This window comes from bacterium, from assembly GCA_035307765.1.
Classification (GTDB): domain Bacteria; phylum Sysuimicrobiota; class Sysuimicrobiia; order Sysuimicrobiales; family Segetimicrobiaceae; genus Segetimicrobium.
The window spans coordinates 1-23717 of record DATGHU010000035.1 but is presented as its reverse complement, the minus strand read 5'-3'; the positions used below and the strand labels follow the sequence as shown (position 1 = coordinate 23717).

The 23717-nt window shown below is 65.6% G+C and carries 22 protein-coding genes; 18 read left to right on the top strand and 4 right to left on the bottom strand.

The window, feature by feature from the left end; translation table 11 throughout:
• Window positions 1-115 precede the first annotated feature (115 nt).
• A complete protein-coding gene (locus VKV57_12915; protein HLW60809.1) occupies window positions 116-433 on the bottom strand; it encodes a hypothetical protein in 318 nt (105 codons plus the stop codon).
• 1016 nt (window positions 434-1449) lie between these two features.
• Between VKV57_12915 and VKV57_12910 the strand changes: the two genes are divergently transcribed.
• The gene (locus VKV57_12910; protein ID HLW60808.1) at window positions 1450-1860 is read left to right on the top strand and encodes a hypothetical protein; all 411 of its coding nucleotides are present in this window, start codon (window positions 1450-1452) and stop codon (window positions 1858-1860) included.
• 136 nt (window positions 1861-1996) lie between these two features.
• Here VKV57_12910 and VKV57_12905 read toward each other — a convergent pair whose 3' ends face one another.
• Window positions 1997-2647 (bottom strand): hypothetical protein, encoded by a 651-nt coding sequence (locus tag VKV57_12905; protein ID HLW60807.1) that lies wholly within the window; start codon window positions 2645-2647, stop codon window positions 1997-1999.
• 329 nt (window positions 2648-2976) lie between these two features.
• Complete coding sequence (locus VKV57_12900) at window positions 2977-3642, bottom strand: hypothetical protein (protein HLW60806.1); 666 nt, start codon at window positions 3640-3642, stop codon at window positions 2977-2979.
• Window positions 3643-3795: 153 nt separating this feature from the next.
• Here VKV57_12900 and ligD point away from each other — a divergent pair, with 153 nt between their 5' ends.
• The 16 genes from ligD (at window position 3796) to VKV57_12820 (ending at window position 21244) form a co-directional block, all read left to right on the top strand.
• The gene (gene ligD / locus VKV57_12895; protein ID HLW60805.1) at window positions 3796-4842 is read left to right on the top strand and encodes a non-homologous end-joining DNA ligase; all 1047 of its coding nucleotides are present in this window, start codon (window positions 3796-3798) and stop codon (window positions 4840-4842) included.
• Window positions 4843-5007: 165 nt separating this feature from the next.
• The gene (locus VKV57_12890) at window positions 5008-5487 is read left to right on the top strand and encodes a MaoC family dehydratase (protein ID HLW60804.1); all 480 of its coding nucleotides are present in this window, start codon (window positions 5008-5010) and stop codon (window positions 5485-5487) included.
• Between the two features lie 324 nt (window positions 5488-5811).
• On the top strand, window positions 5812-6516 hold the full coding sequence (locus VKV57_12885) for a GntR family transcriptional regulator (protein HLW60803.1): 705 nt from the start codon (window positions 5812-5814) through the stop codon (window positions 6514-6516).
• A gap of 60 nt (window positions 6517-6576) precedes the next feature.
• On the top strand, window positions 6577-8115 hold the full coding sequence (locus VKV57_12880; GenBank protein ID HLW60802.1) for an ABC transporter substrate-binding protein: 1539 nt from the start codon (window positions 6577-6579) through the stop codon (window positions 8113-8115).
• Complete coding sequence (locus tag VKV57_12875) at window positions 8112-9083, top strand: M14 family metallopeptidase (GenBank protein HLW60801.1); 972 nt, start codon at window positions 8112-8114, stop codon at window positions 9081-9083. The genes VKV57_12880 and VKV57_12875 overlap by 4 nt, the downstream gene beginning before the upstream one ends.
• 3 nt (window positions 9084-9086) lie before the next feature.
• Complete coding sequence (locus tag VKV57_12870; protein HLW60800.1) at window positions 9087-10004, top strand: ABC transporter permease; 918 nt, start codon at window positions 9087-9089, stop codon at window positions 10002-10004.
• A gap of 3 nt (window positions 10005-10007) precedes the next feature.
• Window positions 10008-10853 (top strand): ABC transporter permease, encoded by an 846-nt coding sequence (locus VKV57_12865; protein ID HLW60799.1) that lies wholly within the window; start codon window positions 10008-10010, stop codon window positions 10851-10853.
• Between the two features lie 103 nt (window positions 10854-10956).
• Window positions 10957-14136, top strand: coding sequence for a glycosyl hydrolase (locus tag VKV57_12860; protein HLW60798.1), 3180 nt, complete (start codon window positions 10957-10959; stop codon window positions 14134-14136).
• 35 nt (window positions 14137-14171) lie between these two features.
• Window positions 14172-15683, top strand: a complete 1512-nt coding sequence (locus tag VKV57_12855; protein ID HLW60797.1) for an ABC transporter substrate-binding protein — start codon at window positions 14172-14174, stop codon at window positions 15681-15683.
• 31 nt (window positions 15684-15714) lie between these two features.
• A complete protein-coding gene (locus VKV57_12850; protein ID HLW60796.1) occupies window positions 15715-16632 on the top strand; it encodes an ABC transporter permease in 918 nt (305 codons plus the stop codon).
• Window positions 16632-17528 carry an ABC transporter permease gene (locus VKV57_12845; protein ID HLW60795.1) on the top strand — a complete coding sequence of 299 codons (897 nt, stop codon included), beginning with the start codon at window positions 16632-16634 and terminating at the stop codon, window positions 17526-17528. Before VKV57_12850 ends, VKV57_12845 begins: the two co-directional genes overlap by 1 nt.
• A 19-nt stretch (window positions 17529-17547) precedes the next feature.
• On the top strand, window positions 17548-18750 hold the full coding sequence (locus tag VKV57_12840; GenBank protein ID HLW60794.1) for an amidohydrolase family protein: 1203 nt from the start codon (window positions 17548-17550) through the stop codon (window positions 18748-18750).
• 398 nt (window positions 18751-19148) lie between these two features.
• Entirely contained in the window at window positions 19149-19376 is a 228-nt protein-coding gene (locus tag VKV57_12835) for a hypothetical protein (GenBank protein HLW60793.1), read from the top strand.
• Between the two features lie 363 nt (window positions 19377-19739).
• Window positions 19740-20006: a GlsB/YeaQ/YmgE family stress response membrane protein gene (locus VKV57_12830; protein ID HLW60792.1), complete on the top strand. Its 267-nt coding sequence runs from the start codon at window positions 19740-19742 to the stop codon at window positions 20004-20006.
• A gap of 29 nt (window positions 20007-20035) precedes the next feature.
• The gene (locus VKV57_12825) at window positions 20036-20245 is read left to right on the top strand and encodes a hypothetical protein (GenBank protein ID HLW60791.1); all 210 of its coding nucleotides are present in this window, start codon (window positions 20036-20038) and stop codon (window positions 20243-20245) included.
• Window positions 20246-20569: 324 nt separating this feature from the next.
• Window positions 20570-21244: a Crp/Fnr family transcriptional regulator gene (locus VKV57_12820; GenBank protein ID HLW60790.1), complete on the top strand. Its 675-nt coding sequence runs from the start codon at window positions 20570-20572 to the stop codon at window positions 21242-21244.
• Between the two features lie 173 nt (window positions 21245-21417).
• Here the strand turns inward: VKV57_12820 and VKV57_12815 are convergent, their stop codons facing one another.
• Entirely contained in the window at window positions 21418-22875 is a 1458-nt protein-coding gene (locus tag VKV57_12815) for a glycosyltransferase family 39 protein (protein ID HLW60789.1), read from the bottom strand.
• A gap of 490 nt (window positions 22876-23365) precedes the next feature.
• On the opposite strand from VKV57_12815, the gene VKV57_12810 reads away from it, so the two are divergent.
• Window positions 23366-23590: a hypothetical protein gene (locus tag VKV57_12810; GenBank protein HLW60788.1), complete on the top strand. Its 225-nt coding sequence runs from the start codon at window positions 23366-23368 to the stop codon at window positions 23588-23590.
• Window positions 23591-23717 lie beyond the last annotated feature (127 nt).

The window sequence follows — 23717 nt, the reverse complement described above, 5'->3', positions numbered from 1 at the left end:
CCGCCGCAGGGGCTGTACCTGGTTCGGGTCGACTATCGGGCAGTGGCGGAGACGGAGCCGTGAGCGACCGCGCAGGCTCCCGGCGACCGGGAATCACACTCGGCCGGGTTCGGCTCTAGCGCCGGATCACCGCTTCATCGCGGGCCAGGCACGCGATGATCGGCGAACGACCGTAGTTACACACTTCGACGACCGCCACCAGGCGGTCGCCTTTCCCGCTGAGGGGCCTCCAATGCCACTCGATCAACTCCTTGTGGATCCCATTGGTGCGGACGCAAAACCTTGACTGATCCTCAGGCGTAAGGATCGTGCCCGGCCGCAATTGCCCCCGGCTTCTGCCGTTGATCCTGATGGAATCGACAGCTGCGATCCCGCTGGGGGTGGCACTCTTTGTGTAGCTGATCCTGAGGCTCCCGCGCTTCCTCGTGGGCATCCTTCCACGCTCCTGTCATGTGCGTCGCCGGCTCCTCCCTCGGGCGATTATCTGGAGAGGCATCACCCGCCGGCCTGAGGTGTACGGAACCTGTACCAGCCCGCATGGCGAAGTCCTGCCGAACACACTGCTCGCCGGCCTTGTTCTCGATGCTCCCGCGACGGATTTGTTCGAGTTCCCTGCGAGCGGTACGGCCGCGAAATTGTGTTCGTCTATCGTTTATGCCGTCCTTGGGGCGCGCCCCGGGCCCTCCTCGGTCGGGAAGATAGAAGATCATAGGTTCGAGGGTCCGGTCAGAACGCCAGTCGTGTCATCCGCGGAGGAGTTCTGGGGCATTCTTCAGAGGGAAAGGGGGCGGGAAGGATGAGGTTCCTGATCTTCGTGGTCATTGTAGTTGCGGTGTTCTATACCCGGCTTGGCGCACCCGTGGTGCACTACCTGAACGACGCCGCGCAGGCGATCACTCGTTCATTTGCCCCTTAGGGCTGCCCTGCACTTGGTGGGCGAAACCAGGCGGCAACGGCGATTGCATGCCCAGATGGCCTCCAGCATCCCCGGAGCGCTTCGGTAGGACCCCTTCAAAAAGTGAACAGCGACCGCGGATATTCCCGGAACCGGGGGCGCGTCGTCGCGGGAGTATATCACTCAAGCCCGGGCAGTGTGCCTGTGTTTCCGCGACGCGGCTTGCCCCGCGTCGCTGATGTTTATGTTCGGGTACGAGCCGGGTAAATGCGTCGTGGCGGCAGGGCCGTGACGTCAACCGTGCCTAACTCTGCGCACCTGCCTCGTCGTGCCGAGAGAGGATCAGCGGGGGCGACTGTGGAGTCGTCCGAGGGTCGCGGCGCTGATGGGTCATTCCCATCCCTGCCGCCTGGTTGCGGTGATCCAACGACACACCGGCCCAAACCCAGATGTCGTTCTTGGTGGCCATCTCCCCCGTCATTGGGGTCGGGAAGAGGGGGGTGGATCATCGACAGTATCGGGTGGCATCCCACGTCTCTTGACTCGCCGCGGCGATGATGCCCGCGGGTGTGACGTTGATCCATCTCATTTTGCAAGTGGCGAGTATCGCCCTCTTTCCCGCCCTCGCCCTGTGGGCAACCCGGACCGGGGGCCCCATCCGCCTGTGGCGGATCACCGGGCTCAGCGTCGGCCTGATCCTGGTCTTCGGCGCGGCCGCCGCCAGCGCAGCGGCGGGGAACGCCCTCGCCGCTACCTATGGATACGGATACACGGCGCCGCGCGCGATGCTTCTCTACGCGTTGACCCTCGGCCTGCCGATCGTGTCCTCCGGCCTCGTCGTGTGCGCGCTGACGGGGTGCGCTCGCTCCCGACTCGGGCTTTACGCGGCCGGGGTGATCTGCGCGGTAGTGACGTGGGTGATCGGGGTCATGGTCGCCGCCAGGCTGTTCGCCGCCATCGCCTGACTCATCCGCGGCGACCCCCGCCGGCACCGGGGGGTCGCCCCTTCGGGTGGTTACCGGATCATGCGCGGGAGGAGCGGGCGCGAAGCCCGCTCCTCCCCATCACCACACGCCCGTCACCCGCGATGTCGGTTCGGTTTTAGCGGTTGCTGTTTCCAGCATCCCGATTGCACCACCGCTGGTAGATGTTTTCGCAGCGCTGGGACGGGCCATACCGGTATGCGGGACCCCCGCGCGGTCCACCATAGGGTTGATAGGATGGCGATCGATCGTTCCGATAGTAGCCATTACCGGGATCGCCGTAGAACCGATCGCCCTGACGGTATCCGCCCCGGTAGGGATAGCGGTAGACCCGGCCGTCGTGCCCGCGGACCAGCAGGTAGACGAGCCCGGCGACGACAATGGTCCCCAAGACGATGCCCGCCAACGACGGACCGGCGTACGCGGTGGGGGCGGGGTAGGCCGGAGCAGGAGCGGCCGCGACGTAGACATCGACTCGCTCCGCCAGCCACTGGCTCCCGTTGGGGATGATCGAGACGGTCGCGCTGCTGCCGGCGTACTGCTGGAGCGCGCAGAAGTTCACCGGCGTGGAGTTCACGAACGCCGTGGTATAGGGACCCGAGGGAAACACGTGCGTCCCGTCGGGGGCATTCAACACCAGGGCGTTGGTCTGGCAATCCACCGCCTGTATCGTTCCCTGGACTGTGGTGACGCCCTGCGCCCGGCCGATGCCGGACAGCGTCAGGGTCGTCATGAGCATGCCGAGCGTTACTGCCACGAATTTTCTCATCTTGCGCCTCCCTCGTTTCCCCGATGCCGTCTCGATGGAGCCGTCCCCTCCTTGGAGCGGCTCCTTCCCCCCTACAGCCGCGACGGGGGGTCGTGAACACTCGTGTGTTTATAGAGTACCGGAGAGTTTTGAAAGGGCGTTGACGGTCTCTCGAAGAAGTGGTGAATGTCTTGTGAAGGCGAACCGAGACTTGGAGGGGAGCGTCTTCACAATTTGGGCGCGGTCGGTGTGATGCGCGAACGCGGTGGGTGGCTTCCTTCAGCGAATGATCACACCGCCATCCAGTCGATTCCCCGCGACGCCGGGCGTTGAGCGGTTGAAGGGGGCCTTCAATCGCGTTTCGGGGTTCCGGCTTGGCGCGCCGCCTCCTCCTGACACGGGGCATTCGTATACCCGGAGCGGAAGGCGCTCATCGTGCGCTGGTCGGGATCGTACGAATGGCGCCACACGCAGCCGATATCCCTCCCCAGGAGGTGCAGCGAGACCGAGGTGACCTCCGATGTGGTCTTCACGCTGTGGATGTCGTTTTCCGGGGGCAACAGTTCGTAGAAGTCCCCCACGCGCAATTGGTTGATCTTTGCGAGTTCCAGCTCGCAGTGCTCCGCGCCGGCGCTCCGGAGCTGCCGGTACACCCGCTCTTCCTGTTCCCCTTCGTACAGCCCGACCAGTCCCCACGCCAGGTGATCGTGGACCGGCGTCACCGCCCCCGGAACGACCACCAGGCTGGAGAGGGAGAGGGCGCGGTCAGCCGAGCGGTAGATCAGCCATGTCCCGATTCCCCCGCCCATTCCGCTCCGCTCCGCGGGGCGCCGATATTGCAGCGGGAGCCACTCGCGGTCGGCCAGCAGACGGGCGAACGGGCCCCGAATCTTTGCGAGCGCCTCAGCGGGTGATCCGGAACGGTGGATGACCTCCCCGACTTCTCGGATAAACGCGCGAAGGTCAGCACTCTCAACGAAAAATTCCTCGAGGTCGGGCTCCTTCGTCGTCGCCATGTCGCCGCTCCTTTCTGAGGGTTCGTCACGGCGCGCTGCCGTTCTGCGCTGGATCGTTTCCCCCTCCCCCCGCGCGCCACCTTCCGGGGCGACCCTCCTCCGGTTCCGGCCCCGCGCGGACCTGCGTTTCCGATACAATACCAGCGGATCCTCATGTGGGCTCACCTCGTCACGCGTACGCTCGCCCGCCTGGGCTTGGACCAGCGCGGAGATGCACCCTTCCCGCGTCGACCGGCGCCGATGCTCCTCCAGACGGTCCCCGCCGTATTCTCGTCTCCGGAGTGGTCCTACGAGCCGAAGTGGGACGGGTTCCGGGTCCTCGCGGCCGTCAAGGATGGCTCGGTCCGGCTCCTCTCGCGCAACGGGCACTCCCTGACGACCCTCTTCGCACCGGTCGCCGATGCGCTGCGCGGTTTCCCGACCTCGGTCCTGCTGGACGGAGAGGTCATCGCCATCACGGACACGGGCCGGCCGGACTTCGAGGCGCTCCAGCGGCGGCTCCGGGCGCGGGAGGGGAGCGCCCTCGGTCACCTGTGCTACATGGTGTTTGATTGCCTGTACGTGAACGGGCACGCATTGCACAACCGTCCATTCGAGGAGCGAGGGAGGATTCTGGCGGAGTTGCTGCGGGTCGGTCAGTCCGACGCCGTGAGGCTCACCGAAGGGTTCCCCGCCGCGCAGGGCGCCAGGCTGATGAAGGCCTGCGCCTCGATGGGGTTGGAAGGCGTCGTGATGAAGCGGAAGGGGAGCGTCTACCGGCCCGGCTACCGCAGCCCCGACTGGCTCAAGGTCCCGATCCGGCGCCGCGAGGAATTTGTGGTCGGGGGGTACCTGGCCAGCGGCCCCGCCCGCCTCAGCACGCTGATCGTCGGACAATACGACCGCCGAGGGAAGCTCGCGTACGCCGGGATGGTGGGGACGGGCCTGTCGCACGAGATGCGCCTGGCCATCCTGCACGACCTCCAGGGGACCCACCGAAAGACCTGTCCCTTCGCTCCCCCTCCGGTGTTGCGCGATCATTTCGGAGAACTCCGCACGGACCTCCCGCCGCACTGGGTGCGGCCGAGCCTTGTGGTCGACGTCGAATACCGGCAGCGGCGGAAGGATGGGTTGCGTCACGCCGCGCTGAAGGGGATCAGGCCCGAAAAGAAGCCGGGCCAAATCCGACGCTCGGCCCTGGGCGATCGTGGGTTGTTCTGACCGCCTCCGCCGGCACAGGAGAGGGGAGAGACATCTGACCGCCCAGCAACACGCAGCACTGGGCGCGGGAGGGGGCGTTCGAGTGGCACGGAAACGATTCGGGCCGGGAGCCAATGGCCGTGCGAACATCGCGCCGCCACTGGGGCCTGAACGAGGATTCGCCCGATGACCGGGAGTGAGCATCGGCTCGGTGACGGCTATCTCGAGGATTTTCAGGTCGGGCAGCAGTTCGGTTCCGGGACCTATGCCGTGACCGCAGAGGCGATCATGACATTCGCCCGAATGTTCGACCCGCAGCCGTTTCACCTCAATGCGGAAACCGCAAAGACCACGGTGTTTCGGGGTTTGGCCGCCAGCGGCTGGCACACGGCGGCGATGACGATGCGGCTCATCGTCGACAGCGAATTCAAACCCGCTGGCGGCATCCTGGGGGTGGGGGTGGACGAACTGCGGTGGCTCAAGCCCGTCCGTCCCGACGATCTCCTTCGCGTGGAAAGCGAGGTGCTTGAAACGCGGCCTTCCACTTCCCGGCCCGATCGCGGCGTCCTCAAGACCCGCCACACCACCTATAACCAGAAGGGAGAGGCCGTCCAGGTCATGGTGTCCGTCCTGCTTGTGCCGAGGCGGCCCGTTGGGCCGGCCTGAAGCGCGATTCCGGGTGGACGCGGGCCTCCGTGCTCCCCCACTTGCGCATGGTCCGCTCATCATCGATCCCCCAGCCGGAGGCCGCATGACCGTGCGCCTCACGTGGGCGATCAGGTGGCATTGGGCTGCGCTGCCTAGGGTAGGGTAGACACGATCGCTGCGACGTCCGTGCGATCGACCAAGGCTGCCGCATAGATGGTGCACCGGTTTGTCCCGCCGTCATCGGTAGATTGTTAATTGTTGACAATCATACGATTCTGTGATGCGATAGGGTTGAGGCCTCGAGCCGTGCTGCAAGATTTTGGCCGAGCGGTGGTGGTTTCCATGGATGGAAGCCGTCCTTCCCCTGCCCTTAAATTGTCGCGGCACTCGCTCGCTGATGGAGTCCGCGAGTCCTTGGTCCAGGCCGTCCTCGACGGGCAATTCGCCCCCGGCGACCGGGTGATTGAGGCAAACATCGCCCGGGACCTCGATGTGAGCCGCGGTCCGATCAGGGAAGCGTTTCATGAACTCGCCGAACTGGGTCTCCTGGTCCTCACTCCCCACCGAGGAGCCCGCGTGACGGCACTCACGCCGCAGGACGCCTACGAAATCTACAGCCTGATGGTGATCACCGAACGATTGGCGTTTCGGCTGGTGACCCGCCGAATGTCCGAAGCGTTACTGGCAGCTCTTCGAGATGCCCTGCGGGCGATGCGGACGGCAGCGGAGCAGGGTGATATCCTTGGCGTCGCTCGCGCTGATCTGCAATTCACCGATACACTCTTCCAGCATACGGCCCATCGCCGCCTGCAACGCTTCTGGCAGGGTTTGAAGTTTCAAAGCTACCTCCTGGTCAGGGATTACGCGAGCCGTGTCTATCCTTCGCTCCCCGCCGTCGTGGCGCATCACACGAGAATCGTGCACCTGTTGGAGCATGCCCGGTGGGATCAACTGCTCGCCTATCTGGAGGAGAACGGCGAACGCATCGAAGCGCGGTTGCTGGAATCCTCGGATGTCGTCGGCGCCCCTACGGGGTATCCGCCGTGACCCTTGCAGGTCGCAATGTTCGCTGATCGATGGCCGTCGAGTAAGCGGGGAGGTGCAGCGATGCTGCGGAGATTCGCGGTTGTGCTGGTGATGGTGCTCGCCGTCGGCGTCCTTGGGGTCCAACGGTCGAGCGGCCAGACTGGATCACAAGTGGTTGTCGATCAAGGGGTGGATACGGAAAGCATGGACCCGCTGTTTACGCAGGCCCGGTTCAGCGACAACATCATGCTGACCATGTTCGAGACGCTGGTCACGCGCGACAGCCAGATGCACTACAGCCCGCGCCTGGCGGAGAGCTGGAAGATTCTGAGCCCCACCGTTTGGCAGTTTAAGCTGCGCAAAGGCATCCGCTTCCACGACAGCGAGCCGTTCAACGCTCAGGCCGTCAAGTACACCATCAATCGCCTCTACGATCCGGCGATCAAAGCCCCGAGCTTTCTCAAGGGGTTCTTTGAGGTTGATCGGGTCGATGCGGTGGACGACTATACGGTGAACATCGTGACGAAGAAGCCGGCGCCCCTGATGCTGGAGTGGCTGGTGAATTTCTACATGGTGGCCCCGAAGTATTACAGCACCGTGACCCCGGCGCAGGCGGCGTTGCGCCCCATCGGGACCGGGCCGTATATGTTCAAGGAGTGGGTGCACGACGACCATGCGACGGTCACCATCAACCCGAACTACTGGGGGGCGAAGCCGAAGCTTCAGACGGTGATCTTCCGGCCGGTGCCCGAGGCCGGGACGCGGATCGCCGATCTGCTCTCCGGAGGCGCCGATATCATCGTCAACGTTCCGCCCGACCAGGTCAATCGCATCAACGGGTCCCCGCTGGCGACCGTGAAGACGGTGGAGGGCGGCCGCGATATCTTCATCGGGATGCGGACGGACCGCGCGGTCTTCAAGGATCTACGCGTCCGCCAGGCGATGAATTACGCGGTCGATGTGGACACCATCTTGCGATCGCTGCTGAACGGCAAGGGCCAGCGCATGGCGACCGTCGTGAACGCCTACGCGAACCCTGCGGTCAAGCCGTACCCCTACGATGCCAACAAGGCCAGGGCGCTGTTGTCGGACGCGGGATGGAAGCTGGAGAACGGGGTGTTGGTGAAAGACGGGCAACCGCTCAGCGTGACGCTCGACACGCCGGTCGGCCGCTACATCCGCGACAAGGAGATCGCCGAAGCGGTGGGATCGTATCTGCAGGCCGTCGGCGTCCAGGTGAAGGTGAACCCGCTGGCCTGGCCGGTGTACGCCAAAAAGATGTTCGACGATGTGAACCCCGCCGACATGTACCTGTTGGGGCTCGGCTCTTCGTTTGACGGTCAGGACGAGATCCGCTATCTGGAGAAGGACTACGGGTACAACCCCACGTTTTGGAATAACGCCGACTTTGAGAAGCTGTACGGGAGCCTGAACCTGGCGGTCGATCCCAATCAGCGAACGCAGACCCTGTACAAACTGCAGCAGATCGCTCACGATGACCCCCCGATCATTTACCTCTACAAACAAATCGACTACTACGGCGTGAGCAAGCGGATCAATTGGGAGCCGCGCCGGGATGAACTCATCATGCTGGAGGGAGCGTCGGTGAATACGAAATGATGCCCGAGGGCCTCGGGCGGCCGGGGAGCAAGACGTGTTCCACGCTCGCCTTTGAGCACCCCGCGCTGGCCGGACTTTCCTGGCCCTATATCTCGGTCCGCGGAACCGCGGACGGTCCGACGCTGTGCATCACGGCCGGGATGCACGGGTCAGAGTATGCCGGGATTGAGGCGGCGTTGCGTCTCGCCGACGAGCTCGAACCGAACCGCGTGCATGGTCACGTACTCGTCTTTCCGGTCTTGAACCAGCCCGCGTTCTGGGAGCGCGTGGCCGCCGTCGTGCCGCTGGACGGCAAGAATCCCAGCCGGGTCTTCCCGGGCCGCCGTGACGGCACGGTGACGGAGGTGATGGCCGCGTACCTGTTTGACGAGATCTTCTCCCGCTGCGATGCGCTGATCGACCTGCACGGCGGCGACCTGATGGAACGGCTCACCCCGTTCACCATCTACCAGCAGACCGACGATCCGGCGCTGGACGCCAAATCGCACGCGCTGGCCGCAAGTTATGGGTTTCCGATCGCGGTCCGTCGGTCGAAGGACGTGCTGCGCCGCCCCGTGCCCGGCTACATGCAGGCGGCGGCGGCGGCGCGGGGGATCCCGGCGATCGTGGCCGAGGCGGGGGGGGAAGACCAGGCGAAGGCGGAGGATGTCGCGGCCCATCTCGATGGTCTGCGCCGGGCCCTGGCCCATCTGGGGATGGTCGCCGGCGCCACCCCGGGGCCCCCCCTGCGGCTGGTCGAATTCGTGCTGGTCCTGGCCGAACGGGACGGGCTCTTTGCGTGGACGGTGGACCTGCGCGAGCGGGTGCGGGCGAAGCAGGTGATTGGGCGCCTGCGCGATCTGTGGGGGCGCTCCATCCAGGAGATCGTCGCCCCGGTCGACGCCGAGGTGCTTTTTTTCAACACGAGCATGGCGGCGAGGAAGGGGCAGCTGTTGTTCGGACTCGGGGCGCCGGTGGCCGAAGGATAGCTGGTGGGAGCGTTTGTAGCCCGCCGGTTGACGGAATCGCTGACCGTGCTGGTCGGGGTCAGTTTTCTCTCGTTTGCGATTCTCTTCCTGTCGGGGGATCCGACCTATCTGATGATCCCAGAGAACTACACGCGCCAGCAGATCGCCGAGTTCCGCCACCAGATGGGGTTCGACCGCCCGTGGTGGGTCCAATACGGCGAGTTCTTCCGCCACGCCGTGCGGGGCGATTTTGGGGTCTCGTTGCGCAGTCAAATACCGGCGCTGCCGCTCGTCCTGGAGCGGATGCCCGCCACGCTGGAGTTGGCGGCGGTGGCGATGCTGCTGTCGGTTGTGGTGTCGCTTCCACTCGGCGTCGCGGCGGCCACACATCGCCGGACGTGGATCGACACCGCGAGCATGGTCGGGGGGCTGCTCGGCCAGTCCACTCCCGGATTTTGGCTCGGCCTGCTGCTGATTCTTGTCTTCGGCGTCGAGCTGCGCTGGTTTCCGGTCTCCGGCCGCGGCGGGGTCACGCACCTGGTCCTCCCGGGGATCACCCTCGCCATGTACTCGATGGGGCGGAATGCCCGGGTGGTGCGCGCCTCGATGCTCGATGCGCTCGGCCATGATTTCATCCGGACCGCGCGGGCGAAAGGGGTATCATCCCTGACCGTCGTCTACCATCACGCCCTGCGAAACGCGCTCTTGCCGATCGTGACCTTGGTCGGATTGGATTTCGGCGTGCTGCTCGGGGGCGCGATCATCACCGAGACGGTGTTTGCGTGGCCGGGGGTGGGCCGGCTGATCGTGAACGCCATCTACCAGAAAGACTTTCCGATCGTTCAGGCGGCGGTTGTCGTCGTCGCATCGGTGTTCGTCATCTTGAACCTCTGCGTCGATCTGGCCTACGGATACCTTGACCCACGCATCCGATATGGGTGAGGCATGGCGGCGCGCCTCTTCCGCAATTTCCGCCGCTCCCCCGGTGCCATCGTCGGCGCCCTCCTGCTCGCGTTCATCGTCGGGACGGCCCTTGCCGCCCCCTGGCTGGCTCCCCAATCGCCGACCCTCGTCCGCGTGCAGAATCGGCTGCTGTCGCCGCTGGTCGTTCGCGACGGGATCCGGTACTGGCTCGGGACGGATCCGCTGGGGCGGGATATCTTGAGCCGGCTGCTGGTCGGCGCCCGGATCTCGCTGCTCGTGGGCCTGACGGCCGTGACGATCGGCGGCACCCTCGGGACGATCATCGGGTTGGTGAGCGGCTACTACGGTGGATGGATGGATCGCGTGATCATGCGGGTGGGCGATGTGCAGCTCGCCTTTCCATTCATCCTGCTGGCGCTCGCGGTGATGGCTGTCCTGGGGCCCGGCCTCGGGAACATCATCGGGGTGCTCGGGCTCACGAGTTGGGTGACCTATGCGCGCGTCGTCCGTTCCGAGGTGCTCTCCGTCCGGGAGCATGAGTTTGTCCAGGCGGCGCGCGCGATGGGGGCTCCCGTCATGCGGATCTTGCTCTCTCATGCCCTGCCGAACGTCGTCGGGTCCGCGATCGTCGTCGCCACGTTCTCGGTGGCCGGCACGATTCTGTCCGAGGCCGGGCTGAGTTTTCTCGGCCTGGGGGTGGGCGCGGCGACCCCCACCTGGGGTGCGATGCTGGCCGACTCCCGCGAATACATGACGGACGCGTGGTGGCTGACCACGTTTCCCGGGCTGGCGATTCTGATGACCGTGCTGGGCGTGAATCTGGTGGGGGACTGGCTTCGCGACTACCTGGATCCGCGTCTCCGGTAAGCGCGCGCGCCATCCCCCGATGGCGTCCCGGCGAATCCGCCGGGGAGGGGGCGCGGGGCACCGTGAGCAAGCACCCGATCGGAGTGCGGGGAGGAGAGATGTCATGAGCGACGGCGGTGCGTACGATCCCACGGGTCTCACCACATCACTTCGGTGGCGGCTGGTTGGTCCGTTCCGCGGGGGCCGCGTCATCGCGGTCGCGGGGGATCCGGAGCGCGCGCAGGTCTTCTACTTCGGATCCACCGGCGGAGGCGTCTGGCGGACCGACGATGCCGGGTGGACCTGGCGGAACATCTCCGACGGGTTCCTGAGGACCGCGTCGGTCGGCGCCCTCGCCATCTCGCCGTCCGACCCCAACGTGCTCTACGTGGGGATGGGGGAGTCGTGCATCCGGGGCAACGTCGCGCACGGTGACGGGGTGTACCGGTCGAGCGATGGGGGGAAAACCTGGCAGCACGTGGGACTGGCGGACACCCGGCACATCGCCCGGATTCGCGTTCACCCCCGCGACCACGACCTCGTCTACGTGGCCGCGTTCGGCCACGTCTACGGCCCCAACCCCGAGCGCGGCGTATTCCGGTCGACGGACGGCGGACGGCAGTGGCAGCGCATCCTCTTCCGGCACGATCGGGCCGGCGCGTGCGATCTGAGCATGGATGCGACCAACCCCCGGATCCTCTACGCCGCGCTGTGGGAGGCCGGCAGGACTCCGTGGGCGCTGTCCAGCGGGGGGCCGGCCAGCGGCCTGTTCAAGACGGCTGACGGGGGAGAGACCTGGACCGAACTGACCGATACCCCCGTGCTGCCCCGCGGGATTCGCGGCCGGATCGGCGTGGCGGTGTCCCCGGCGCGGCCGGAGCGGGTCTGGGCCATCGTGGAGGCGGAGGAAGGCGGCATCTTCCGCTCCGACGACGGAGGGGCGACCTGGGTGTGCGTGAACAGCGACCGGGAACCACGCCAGCGACCATTCTATTTCAGCCACATCTTCGCCGACCCGATGGACGCCGAGACGGTCTACATCGCAAACCTGGACCTCTGGAAATCTGTGGACGGCGGGCGCACCTTTGCCAGGAAGTCCCTGCCGCACGGCGATCACCACGACCTGTGGATCGACCCGCGGGATCCTCAGCGGATGATCAACGGCAGCGACGGCGGCGCGAGCATCTCTCTCAACGGCGGGGATTCATGGTCGACGATCTACAATCAGCCGACGGCCGAAATGTACCACGTCACGACGGACAGCCGCGTTCCCTACCGGATCTACGGCGCCCAGCAGGACAACAGCACGATCTCGATCCCGAGTTGGTCCGGCGACGGGGCCATTACCTCGAGCACCTACTACGACGTCGGCGCGAGTGAATCCGGCTACATCGCCGTCCGGCCCGACGATCCGGACATCGTGTACGGCGGTGTGTTCGAGGGCATGCTGACCCGATATGATCACCGGAACGGCGAGGTTCGCGATATCACGGTCTGGCCCGAGAACCCGGCGGGGTATGGGGCGGAGAGTTTGAAGTATCGCTTTCAGTGGACGTTCCCAATCGTGCTCTCACCACATGACCCGCATCTCCTCTACGTGACCGGCAACCGGGTCTTCCGGACGACCAACGAAGGCGCGAGCTGGGACGTGGTCAGCCCGGACCTGACGCGCAACGATCGGAGTAAACTGGCCCCATCGGGTGGGCCGGTGACCCGGGACAACGTGGGCACGGAGTACTACTGTACCATCTTCGCCTTCGGGGAATCGCCCGTGCAGCCCGGCGTCCTCTGGGCGGGGTCGGACGACGGCCTGATTCACTGCTCGCGGGACGGCGGGGCGACGTGGCAGAACGTCACCCCCGCGTCGCTTCCGGAGTGGGCGCTGATCAGCGTGATCGAGCCGTCCCCGCACGATCCGGGGACGGCGTACGTTGCGGCGACGCGGTATAAGCTCGACGACCTGCACCCCTACCTGTTGAAGACCCACGACTACGGGGGGACCTGGCGTGTAATTGTCGGGGGCATCCCGGACGACCTCGTCACCCGGGCGATCCGCGAGGACCCGGCGCGCCGCGGCCTGCTCTACGCCGGCACGGAGCGCGGCGTGTACTTCACGCTCGATGACGGCGCGCACTGGCACCCGCTTCAGAACAACCTCCCCGTCGTTCCGGTCCACGACCTGGTGGTGAAGGATGATGATCTCGTGGCGGCGACGCACGGGCGGTCGTTCTGGATACTGGACGACGTATCGCCGCTGCGGCAGCTCACCGACGAGGTGGCGCGGGCCGACCTGCACCTGTTCCGGCCGCGCGCTGCCACCCGGCTGAATGGCCACCCGCTCTCGTTCCGGAAGGGGGGGGCCCGGGTCTACCGGAGGGCAGGGGGGCTGGGGGTCACGGCGCAGGAAACGGCCGATGGGTCGGGAGTGCTGCTGGACGCCGGCCAAAATCCACCGGGCGGCGTGGTGGTTCACTACTATTTCAGCGAAAAGCCGGCGCAGGAGGTGAAGCTCGCCTTCCTCGACGCGGGAGGACGGGCGCTCCGAGAGTTCTCGAGCCAGGGGGTGGCTCCACCGCAGCGGTCCGGCGCGGTCTACGCGGTGACCGGAGACGACCAGGCGGCTGCGGTGCCGGCCGAGCGGGGGGCGAATCGATTTGTCTGGAACATGCGTCTTCCCGGCGCCCGCGAGGTGGCGGACGCGGCGATGTGGTTTGGGTTCCTCGGCGGACCGGTCGTCCCGCCGGGGACCTACCAGGCGCGGCTGAGCGTAGGCACCCGGGTCGTCACGCGACCCTTCGAGATCCGGAAGGATCCGCGGGGGACGGCGACGGAGGAGGAACTCAAGGAACAGTTTACGTTCCTGCTCAAGGTCCGCGACACGCTCACGGACGTGCACGCCGCGGTTCTCAGCGTCCGCGATCTCCGGGCCCAGATCCAGCAATGGGTGTCCCGGGCGGAGGGCCTGAGCGGGAGCGGGGCGTTGGCCGGCGCGGCCAAGGAGCTGAGCTCCGAGCTGGAGAGCATCGAAGACGAGCTGATTCAGTGGCGGGCGCAGGCCTTTGAGGATACGTTCCACTTTCCCGTCCGGTTGAACAACAAGCTGGCCACCGTCGCCGACCTGACGAACATGGCCGACGCCGCGCCGACCCGTCAGATGCGTGAGGTCTTTGCGGAACTGCGGGCGCAGACCGACGTGCAGCTCGCCCGGCTGGAGACGGTCAAGGCGGGCGGGTGCACGATGTTTAGCGATGCGCTGCGTGAGCTCGGCGTGCCGCCAATCCGAGTGCTCCCTGCGGGCGACTGAGGTACAGACGACCCCACACGAATGGAGGAGGAGAGATGAACCTGGCCCGGATATCGATGCTCTCGGCACTGCTGGTGTTCGCGTTGGCGGGGGCGGTGGTCGCGCCGCTGCCGGCGCCGACGGATGCCGCCGGTGGGACGGTGACGGTGGCGCAGGGCGCGGAACCGGCGACGCTGGATCCTTTTCAGGAGATCTCCCGCACAGGGTACAACGTCACCCTGCACATTTATGACCCGCTCTTCATGCGGAACGACGCCGGCCGGATCATTCCCATGCTGGCGACCGGCTACAAGATCGTCGACCCGACGACGTGGGAGTTCACCCTGCGCAAGGGCGTGAAGTTCCACAACGGCGAGCCGTTCGACGCGGCGGCGGTGAAATTCACGATCGATCGCGCGCTGCTCAAGGACTCACCATCGAACTACCTGGTGGACGGCGTGAAGGATGTGCGGGTGGTGGATCCCTACACGGTCCGGGTGATGACCGCTGCCCCGATGCCGCTCCTGCTCCCCAACTTGATGCTGCTGGGGATCGCTCCCTCCCGCTACTACCAGGCGCGAGGCGCGAGTTACGTCGCGACGCACCCCGTGGGGACCGGGCCGTATCGATTCCAGTCGTGGGTGAAGGACGACCGCGTGACCCTCGTGGCAAATCCCGACTACTGGGGCGGCGCCCCCAGCATTGGGTCGCTCGTCTTCCGGCTGATTCCCGACCCGGCCGCGCGCGTGGCGGCGTTTCGGAGCGGCGAGGCGGACATCATCACCGATTTTGCGCCCGATCTGGTTGCCAGCGTCGCGAACGACCCCCGCCTCAAGGCCGAGGTGACGACCGGCACCCGCTCGATCAACATCATGCTGGACACCGGGACCGGGCCGCTGCGCGACAAGCGGGTGCGCCAGGCGCTCAACTACGCCGTGGATAAGGATGCGATCGTCAAGAACATTCTGGGGGGGTTCGGCACCGTGGAGTCGACGCTCGTCCCGGCCGCCTACCTCGGGTTCAACCCGCGGCTCCGCCCGTACGCCTATGATCCCGGAAAGGCCAAGGCCCTCCTGGCCGAAGCGGGGTTCCCCAATGGGTTCGACATCGTGTTCCAGTCGCCCCGGGGACGCTATCTCGCGGACGCCCAGGTGTCACAGGCGGTGGTGGGATACCTGAAGGCGGTGGGGGTGAATGCCGACCTCAAGTACTACGAATGGGGCAATTTTGTGAACATGTACTTCAAGCACCAGCTCGGCCCCATCTTCCTGATCGGCTCGGGGTCGGCGGCGCTGGACGCGGCCGACGCGCTGGAGAACGTCTCGTGCGGGGTGTGGGACTCCTGGTACTGCAACCAGGGGATCCAGGCCATCTACCTGAAGGCCAAGGCGACGCTCGACCCCGACCGCCGGGGAGCGCTCTACCGGGAGATCCAGCCGCTGGTCTACGACGCGGCCCCGATCATTTTCATGTACACACAAAAGGGCATCTACGGCGTCAACGCCCGGCTGAACTGGACCCCGCGGGCGGATGAGACGTTGTGGCTGGCCAAGGCGACGCTGAAGTAAGACCCCGCTGCCCCGGGGGCGGGGCGCGCTGATGCAGCGGTACATGGCACGCCGGCTGGTCCAGGCGGTGTTCGTGCTCGTGGGGATCTCCGCGACCGCCTTTGCCTTGACCCACGTGATCGGCGACCCGGTGGTGCTGCTGCTGCCGTTTCAGGCGAGCCAGGCTCAGGTGATCGCGATGCGGCACGCGCTCGGTCTGGACCGGCCCCTGCCGGTCCAGTACCTGACGTTTGTCCGCGCCGCGCTGGGGGGGGATTTCGGCCTCTCGGTCAGGCAGGATACCCCCGCGCTCCCCCTCGTGCTGGACCGCGTGCCGGCGACGGCCGAGCTCGCCTCTGCCGCGCTGGCGATCGCGGTCGGGGTGGCGGTGCCACTGGGCATCGCCGCCGCGCTCCGCCGCCGGACCATCATTGATCGCGGGGCCCTCTTGGTCTCCATGATCGGTCAGTCGATGCCGACGTTCTGGCTGGGCCTCCAGGCGATCCTGCTGTTCGGGGTCGTGCTCCGCTGGTTGCCGACGGGCGGCATCGGCGGCCTCCGCCACCTCGCCCTGCCGGCCGTCGTGCTCGGTGTCTTCTCCGCCGCCGGGATCCTGCGGCTCACCCGATCGGCCATGCTCGAGATCATCTCGGAAGACTATCTGCGGACCGCCCGCGCGAAAGGACTGCGGGAATTCACGGTGGTCGGCAAGCACGCACTCCGGAACGCCAGCCTGCCCATCGTCACCTGGATCGGCTTGGAGCTCGGGACGCTCTTGGGGGGGGCGGTGGTAACCGAGACGGTGTTCGCCTGGCCGGGGATGGGGCGTTTGGCCGTCCAGGCGATCTTCGCCCGCGACATCCCCGTCGTCCAGGCCGCGGTGTTGTTCGCGGCCACGATCTTCGTGCTGGCCACGCTCCTCACCGATCTGTTGTACGCGTGGCTCGACCCGCGGATCCGCTACAGTTGATGACGGCCGGCGGCGCGCTTCAGGCGGGGCACCCCCGGCGGCGTTCGTGGTGGCCGGCCTGGCGCGCCGCGCGGCGGGATCCCGGGGTCTGGATCGGCACCGCCGTGCTGGTGGGCGCCGGACTGGTGGCGGGGTGGGCTCCCCATCTCGTGCCGATGGACCCGGACGCGCAGGATATCGCCCACCGCCTCCTCCCGCCGATGGCGGTGAGCACCGGACACCGCTTTTGGCTGGGGACCGACCAACTCGGCCGGGACCTCCTGAGCCGCGTGATCTTCGGGTCCCGGATCTCGTTGCTTGTCGGGTTCAGCGCCGTCGCGCTTTCGGCGGCGTTCGGGACCTCCGTCGGCGTGCTGAGCGGCTACTTCGGCCGCCTTTGGGACGACCTGCTGATGCGCGTGACCGACGTCCAACTGGCCTTCCCGTCGATCCTCCTCAGCCTGGCCATCGTCGCCGTCCTGGGGGCGGGGGTGCGGAACCTGATCGCGGTGCTGGCGATCTCCGGCTGGGTGGGGTATGCGCGGGTGACGCGGAGCCGAGTCCTGGGGATTCGCCAGCAGGAGTACATCGATGCGGCCAGGGCCCTCGGCGCGGCGGACCGGCGCATCATCTTCCATCACGTCGTGCCGAATGTGCTTCCCTCGGTCCTGACGATCGCGAGTTTTTCCCTCGGCGGCATGATCACCGCGGAGGCGGCACTGACCTTTCTCGGGCTCGGGATCCCGGCGAACATTCCGAGCTGGGGGGGGATGCTCAGCGACGGCGCGCAGGCGCTGTCGGTGGCGTGGTGGTTGTCCACCTTTCCCGGGTCGGCGATCATGCTGACGGTGCTGGCGACCAACCTGATCGGAGACTGGCTGCGGGACGCGCTGGATCCACGCGCGGGTGCCGGATAACGATCTCGAGGAGGAGTCCGTGATCACGATCAACGGTTGCCGCATCATCCCGATGGACGGCCCTGTGATCGAGCAGGGGGCGATTCAAATCGAAGGCACGAAGGTGCACGCCATCCTCCGGTCGCCCGTCGCGATCGGCGGGGACGAGGTGATCGACGCGCGGGGGTTGACCGCCATCCCCGGGATGGGGCAGATGCACGGGCATTTCAGCGGGTACATGCACACGATGGACGTCGGGCCGGTGACCGCCCAACCCCACACGCTGAAGGCGATCCAGGCGGCGGCGTTTGCGCGGAACGCCCTCCATGCCGGCATCACCATGTGGCGGGAGGTCGGGGCGCACGCCCACATCGATCTGCAGCTCAAGAAGGCCATCAACCTTGGGCTGATTCCAGGCCCCCGAATGCAGGCGGCGGGTCGATGGCTCGGCCACAGCGGCGGCCACGGGAGCGGGTTGAGCGAAGAAGTCGATGGCCCTGCGGCGCTGCGGGAGGCGGTCCGGGCCCAGGTGGCGGCGGGGGCCGACGGGATCAAGCTGATCGCCAGCGGTGGGGTGATGCAGGCCACGGAGGACCCGTTCCGGATGGAATACACGGCGGAGGAATTGGCGGCAGGGGTCGAGGAGGCCCACCGGGCCGGGAAGTGGGTGGCCGTGCACTCGCACCCCGCGGGGGTCACCCGGGCGGCGGTCAAGGCGGGCGTGCAGTCGATCGAGCACGCGACCGAGATGCCCGATGACGTCATCGAGCTCTTACTCAAACACGACGTGTGGATCGTCCCGACATTTGCGGCGTACTGGAAGCTGTCCCGGGAGGGGGGCGAGATCGGGCTCGCTCCGACGCTCGTGGCGAGTGCGTACCGTGTGTGGGACCGCAAGATGGAATACTTCATGCGCGCGGTGCAGGCGGGGGTGAAATTCGCGACCGGGACAGACACCGGTGCGCCGCGGGTGTTTCATCACGACCTGGCGTTGGAACTCGAGTTGATGGTGCAGATCGGGCTCACGCCGGAGCAGACGCTCCGGGCAGCGACGGTCAGCTGCGCCCAGCTGATGGGTTGGTCCGACAGCCTGGGCACCCTGTCCCCGGGCAAGGAAGCGGATGTCGTCCTGCTCGAGGGCAATCCTCTTGTGAACATTAGTGCGACACGACAGGTCCGGCACATTTTCAAGGCCGGGATGCACTACACACCTGAACCCCCTGTGCCCCCACTCCCGTGGTAGGCGTTGGCAGGTGCCTTTTCTGGGGAGAATAGTCGGGAGCGGTGGATGGGTCTTCCCAGGCGGCAACGCACATCCATGACGCGCGCCACCGGCCCATTCACGCTTGCCCGTGTCCTCAGTGGGGGTGGTCGCGGGCGATCTCCGGAGACCGTTGTTTTGGCCGTGAGCCCGCGGGGGTTCGAACCCGGAATAGTCGGGTGCGGGCAATTTCGAGTTCCTTCGCCTTGGATCGAGGCTGGCCGATGTGATTTCCACCTTCGTGCCCGCCGACACGTGGCGCCCCCCACTGTCTTCACGTGAGCAGGGGTGAGCAGTTTTGCACAGACGGGACCCCCTGGGGCTGGTACGCTGGGTGTGTCGCAGAGATGAACCAGAAGAATCTCGAGGGGGGAGAACAAATGAACACAATGCGGAAGCTAGCGGTCATCGTCCTTGGCGTGGCGGTGTTCTCGGCAGCGGTGGCGGGTGTCGCGTCGGCACAGCAGTATCCGAACGTGCGGAACCTTACCCCATTCACCGCGGAGACGAACTTCATGTCCCTGCCCGGGTACCTCCGGTATCTGAGCCACCAGCAAACCGGGCAGTGGCTCACGTATACGGAAGCCGGACGGGTTGTGAACCAGTAGGGCGGAAAGGTGCCCCAGAGTCCAGCGAAGGCGTCCAGGGTTCAGGCGGCGGCGGGGTCCACAGCGTGACGGCCCCGACGCCGGCCTGGGGGGGACGGTGGAGCCGGGCAGGGGAAGGGCGGTTTCCCCAGGGGAGTCATAAAAGGATGCACCGGGCATGGCGACGGAGCACGAATCCACGGAGCCACCCAATATCCGAGGGTTCTGGCCGACCCTCACCGACCAGGATGTCCGGGCCATGAACGCATGGAGCCGGCGCGGGCACCGTCGCCACAGGTCGCGAGACAGGTTGGGATCGTGCGTGCGGAAATCGTCACCACGGTGGTTTCATATCCGCTTCTTTTGGGAGAAGGGAGATAGGAGATGAGCATTCTGGCATGGATTATCGTCGGGATCATCGCCGGCTGGTTGGCGAAGAAGGTGATTCCGGGGGAGGGGCCTGGTGGCGTTCTCGGAGATCTGGTGATCGGTGTCATCGGCGCCCTCGTCGGGGGATGGATCTTCAACTACTTCGGGCACCCCGGAGCCACGGGAGTGAACATCGGCTCGATCGTCGTCGCCTTTGTGGGGGCCGTCGTGGTCCTTTGGCTGATGCGGTTGGTCTTTGGAAGACGGAACGCGGCGGCATAGCACGGGAAGCGACAAGGACGCTGAGGGGTTTGTCGATCATGACCGAGGATGCCAGGTTGGTGGAATTGAATGACGATCAGAATTTCTTAACGGCGCGCGGCTCGCCGCGCGCCTCGATACCTTCCAGCAACGGCGGCGGCCTTGCGTTCGGGGCCGCCGCTGCGTCGCAAGACCGGATCGCGGCCCTGATGGCGCAGATGAAGGGCGCAGATCAGGCCGGCCGAACCGGTAGGGTCTGAGTGGTTCGTGGTCGGCCGTGGCCTGGCGGGACATGACGAACATGGATGATGGAGGCGCGGCGTGAAGCGGGTGCGAAGAATAAAGAGGCTGAAACCGTCCGGGAAATTGCGACGGCGGAAACAGTCAAGGGAGCGGAGGATCAGGGCAGCCCTCTCCGCGATTCTCCGGGAGGCGCTGATCATGGCGCCCTGATGTGCGCGTCGGGCGAGCCGGCGAGCCGGACCACGTGCCGTGGGATCCGGACAATCCATCGTGTATAATAGGGATGTGCATATCGCCCGGGCACGCCCAGGCGGTGGGAGGGGCGAACGCCGAGACCAGCCATGAAAATGAAGAGATCCTCCTCGAAGACGAACTCCCATCAATTCAAGCCCGGGGCTTTTCTTGAAAAGGTCGAGGCCGGGCGAACCACGATCGCGTTTCGGGCGAAGAAAACCCTGTTCTCGCAAGGTGATCCGGCTGATGCCGTGTTCTATGTGCATAAGGGCAAGATCAAGCTGACGGTGTTGTCGACGTCCGGAAGGGAAGCGGTCGTCGGGATGTTGAGTCAGGGCGACTTCTTCGGTGAGGGGTCGCTGGCCGGCCAACGCGTTCGCATGGCGACGGCCACCGCGATCGCCGACGGCTCTGTCGAGAGAGTCGAGAAGAAGGCCATGGTTCGCTTGCTGCATCAACAGCCGGTGTTTTCGGACATCTTCATGACGCATCTGTTGTCCCGCAACATCCGCATTGAAGAGGATCTGGTCGATCAACTCTTCAATTCAAGCGAGAAGCGGCTGGCGCGGATTCTCATCCTGCTCTCCCGCATTGGCGCGGAGGGCGACGAGTCGGAGACGGTGGTTCCGCATATCAGTCAGGAGACGCTCGCCGCGATGATCGGCACAACGCGGGCACGCGTGAGCTTTTTTATGAACAGATTCAGAAAGATGGGCTTCATTGAGTATAACGGGAAGTTGCGAATTCACGGCTCACTCGTAAACATCGTCCTGCACGACTAACCTGCCTTCGGCCGAAGTCCGGGATCTCTGAGCGCTGGCGGGGCGCGGCGGAGCAGGAGCCTGGACCACTCACGGCACGAGCCCAACCGCTTCGTGTTTACTTTGCGATAGCCCACGCGCCTTCGGGCTAGCCTCCCTGTTGCATCCATGGCAGGCTTCGAAATGGCACTGACCTAGCGCGGTCTCGCCTCAAGGAGGTAGATCCAAATCCCATCGAAGTCGCGGCCTCCAATCATGCGGTAGCCACGATCGAGCGCCGGAAGGAGCTGTTCGTGGACGAACGGGCTCACCGGAGTGAACGGGTTGGTCACGACCAGCCAGACGCGCGGGAATCGCCCCGCGAGCATCCGTACCTGCTGGACGGTGAGGCTGGGGTTCCCGGGGCTCCCTGGCGCCGCCGCCAAGGTGAGCGAGGGAGGCGGATCTTGGAGATAGTAGGTGAAGACGACCTTGGGCTCCACCCCCACGTAGAGGAGGAGATCCTGGGGTCTCGCCTGACGTTTCACGAGCGCCGCCGCCGAACGCCATTGATAAGGCCGAGCAGCGGGATTCGCGTAGTACGGCGTCAACACCGGCATGCTGTACAGGAGGACCCCTGCCGTCAAGAGCGCCACGCTCCGGTCGCGCTGACCCCGAAGACCCTCCGCCACGTCGACAATACCTCGGGCAAGGAACATCGCGTAGAACGGGGCCAAAAAAGAGAACCAGCGCGGATTGAAGGCGGGTTTCACGAGGGAGATCACGAGCACCACACCGATGGTAACGGCGGGAGGAAGTCCAAGGAGCGCCAAACCGCTGCGGTCAGTGCGGAGCGAAACCACCCCCCGCCACAACGTCACCAGGAACGGCAGGAGCACAATGAGCTGCTCGATCGGTTTGAGTGGGCCGCTCGAGAAGTACGTGCCCATGCCGAAGAGCGATCCTCCAAACGCAAACAGCCCGAGGAGGTCGCCGGGCTCCCGATACGTCATCGAGCCAAACAGCTGGGTGTTGACGTGATGGGTTTGGTCCCAAAGTGCGGGAATCCAGGGAGTGTATAGAACGACCACCACCGCCAGGCTCCACAGCCACGGCACGACGTGTCGCCGTTCGTACAAGATGATCCAGGCTCCGTGCGCCGCGAGCACGAAGAGGCCCAGGTGATGTGTATAGATCATCGCCGTCGCGAGCCCAACATAGACGATCCAGTCGGCTGCTCTTCCGCGCTCCGCACACGCGGCGACGGCGAGCGTCGATCCGAGGGCAAGCGCACTCAGCAGCGGGTACATCCTGGCTTCCTGGCCCGTCATGATCCCTAACGGTGAGACGCTCACTAAGAAAGCGCCCAAGAGGCTCACCCATTCCCGGGAGGTCCTGCGCATCAGCGCGTAGGTCAGGGGGACGCAGAGGGTGCTGAAGCAGGCTGAGGGAACCCGCAGGGCCACCTCGTCCCTGCCGGCAATGCTCACCCAGCCTTTCATCAGCAGATAATAGAGCGGGGGATGGTTGTCCATCCCTCTGAGGGCCGGTAGGATTTCCTGCCACCTGAGGCGGGTCACCCACACGACGAACGCCTCATCAAACCACAGGCTGTGTTGACCGATTAAGGTGAACCGCAGCGCGGCGGCAAGCGCGACGATACCGCCGAGCATCACGCTTGAACTAAGATGGAGTTCCCCGGTCCAGGGGGAGCCCGCGGGCCAGTGTGGGAGCCGTGCGTGGGGTGTGGAGTCGATCAAGTGATTGTGGTTCATGAAAAAAGGGGCGAGATGCCCCTCAACCTTCTCCTCTCGGGAGAAGCTGTCTCCTCCTTCCCCAATACCCAAAACAGGGAGGTTTAGACCCGCCACGGTTAGGAACTCCACCGTTGGAATACAGAGAAACACCGGCTGCGCGGCGTGCCGCTCGAGCGTCCACGCGGTAGTGAAGTCAGTCGGGGGTAACTCGGATTGCTAACGTCAAACCGGGGTTCCTCTGGGAGGGCTTCAGGCGGAACTTCTCATTTTCCTTGGTGGGCCCGCCAGGACTTGAACCTGGGTCCGCCGGTTATGAGCCGGGTCATCACCCCGCTAGCTCTTGATACATACGGGCTGGCGGTGTGTCCGCTAATCCCTTGCATATCTCTTCTATTGGGGGTGGAGAGTGAAGACCGTTACCATAGCAGTCTACCTGGACGATGGTAGGGTGTTCCAGTACGGGGTGAGTGATGCGGCCAAGGCCCGGGAACATGCCTACGCTATCGCGACCCAGGGCTATGGCCACGCCGGGAAGACCGAGTTCGAGCACTACCCGGTCCACCGCATCCTGAAAGTCAGGGTGATTGGGGCGGTCCCGACACTCTACCACGATACAGTGAGGGGAACGTGATGAAGGGCGTCAGCCCTGACGTTACCGAGATTGAGGTTAGCTCGCACGGCGGGAAGCACAGTCAGACGGGATACCGGTTCGACCTGATTGACGCGCCCGCCATGCTTGTACTGGCCGGCATCCTCCA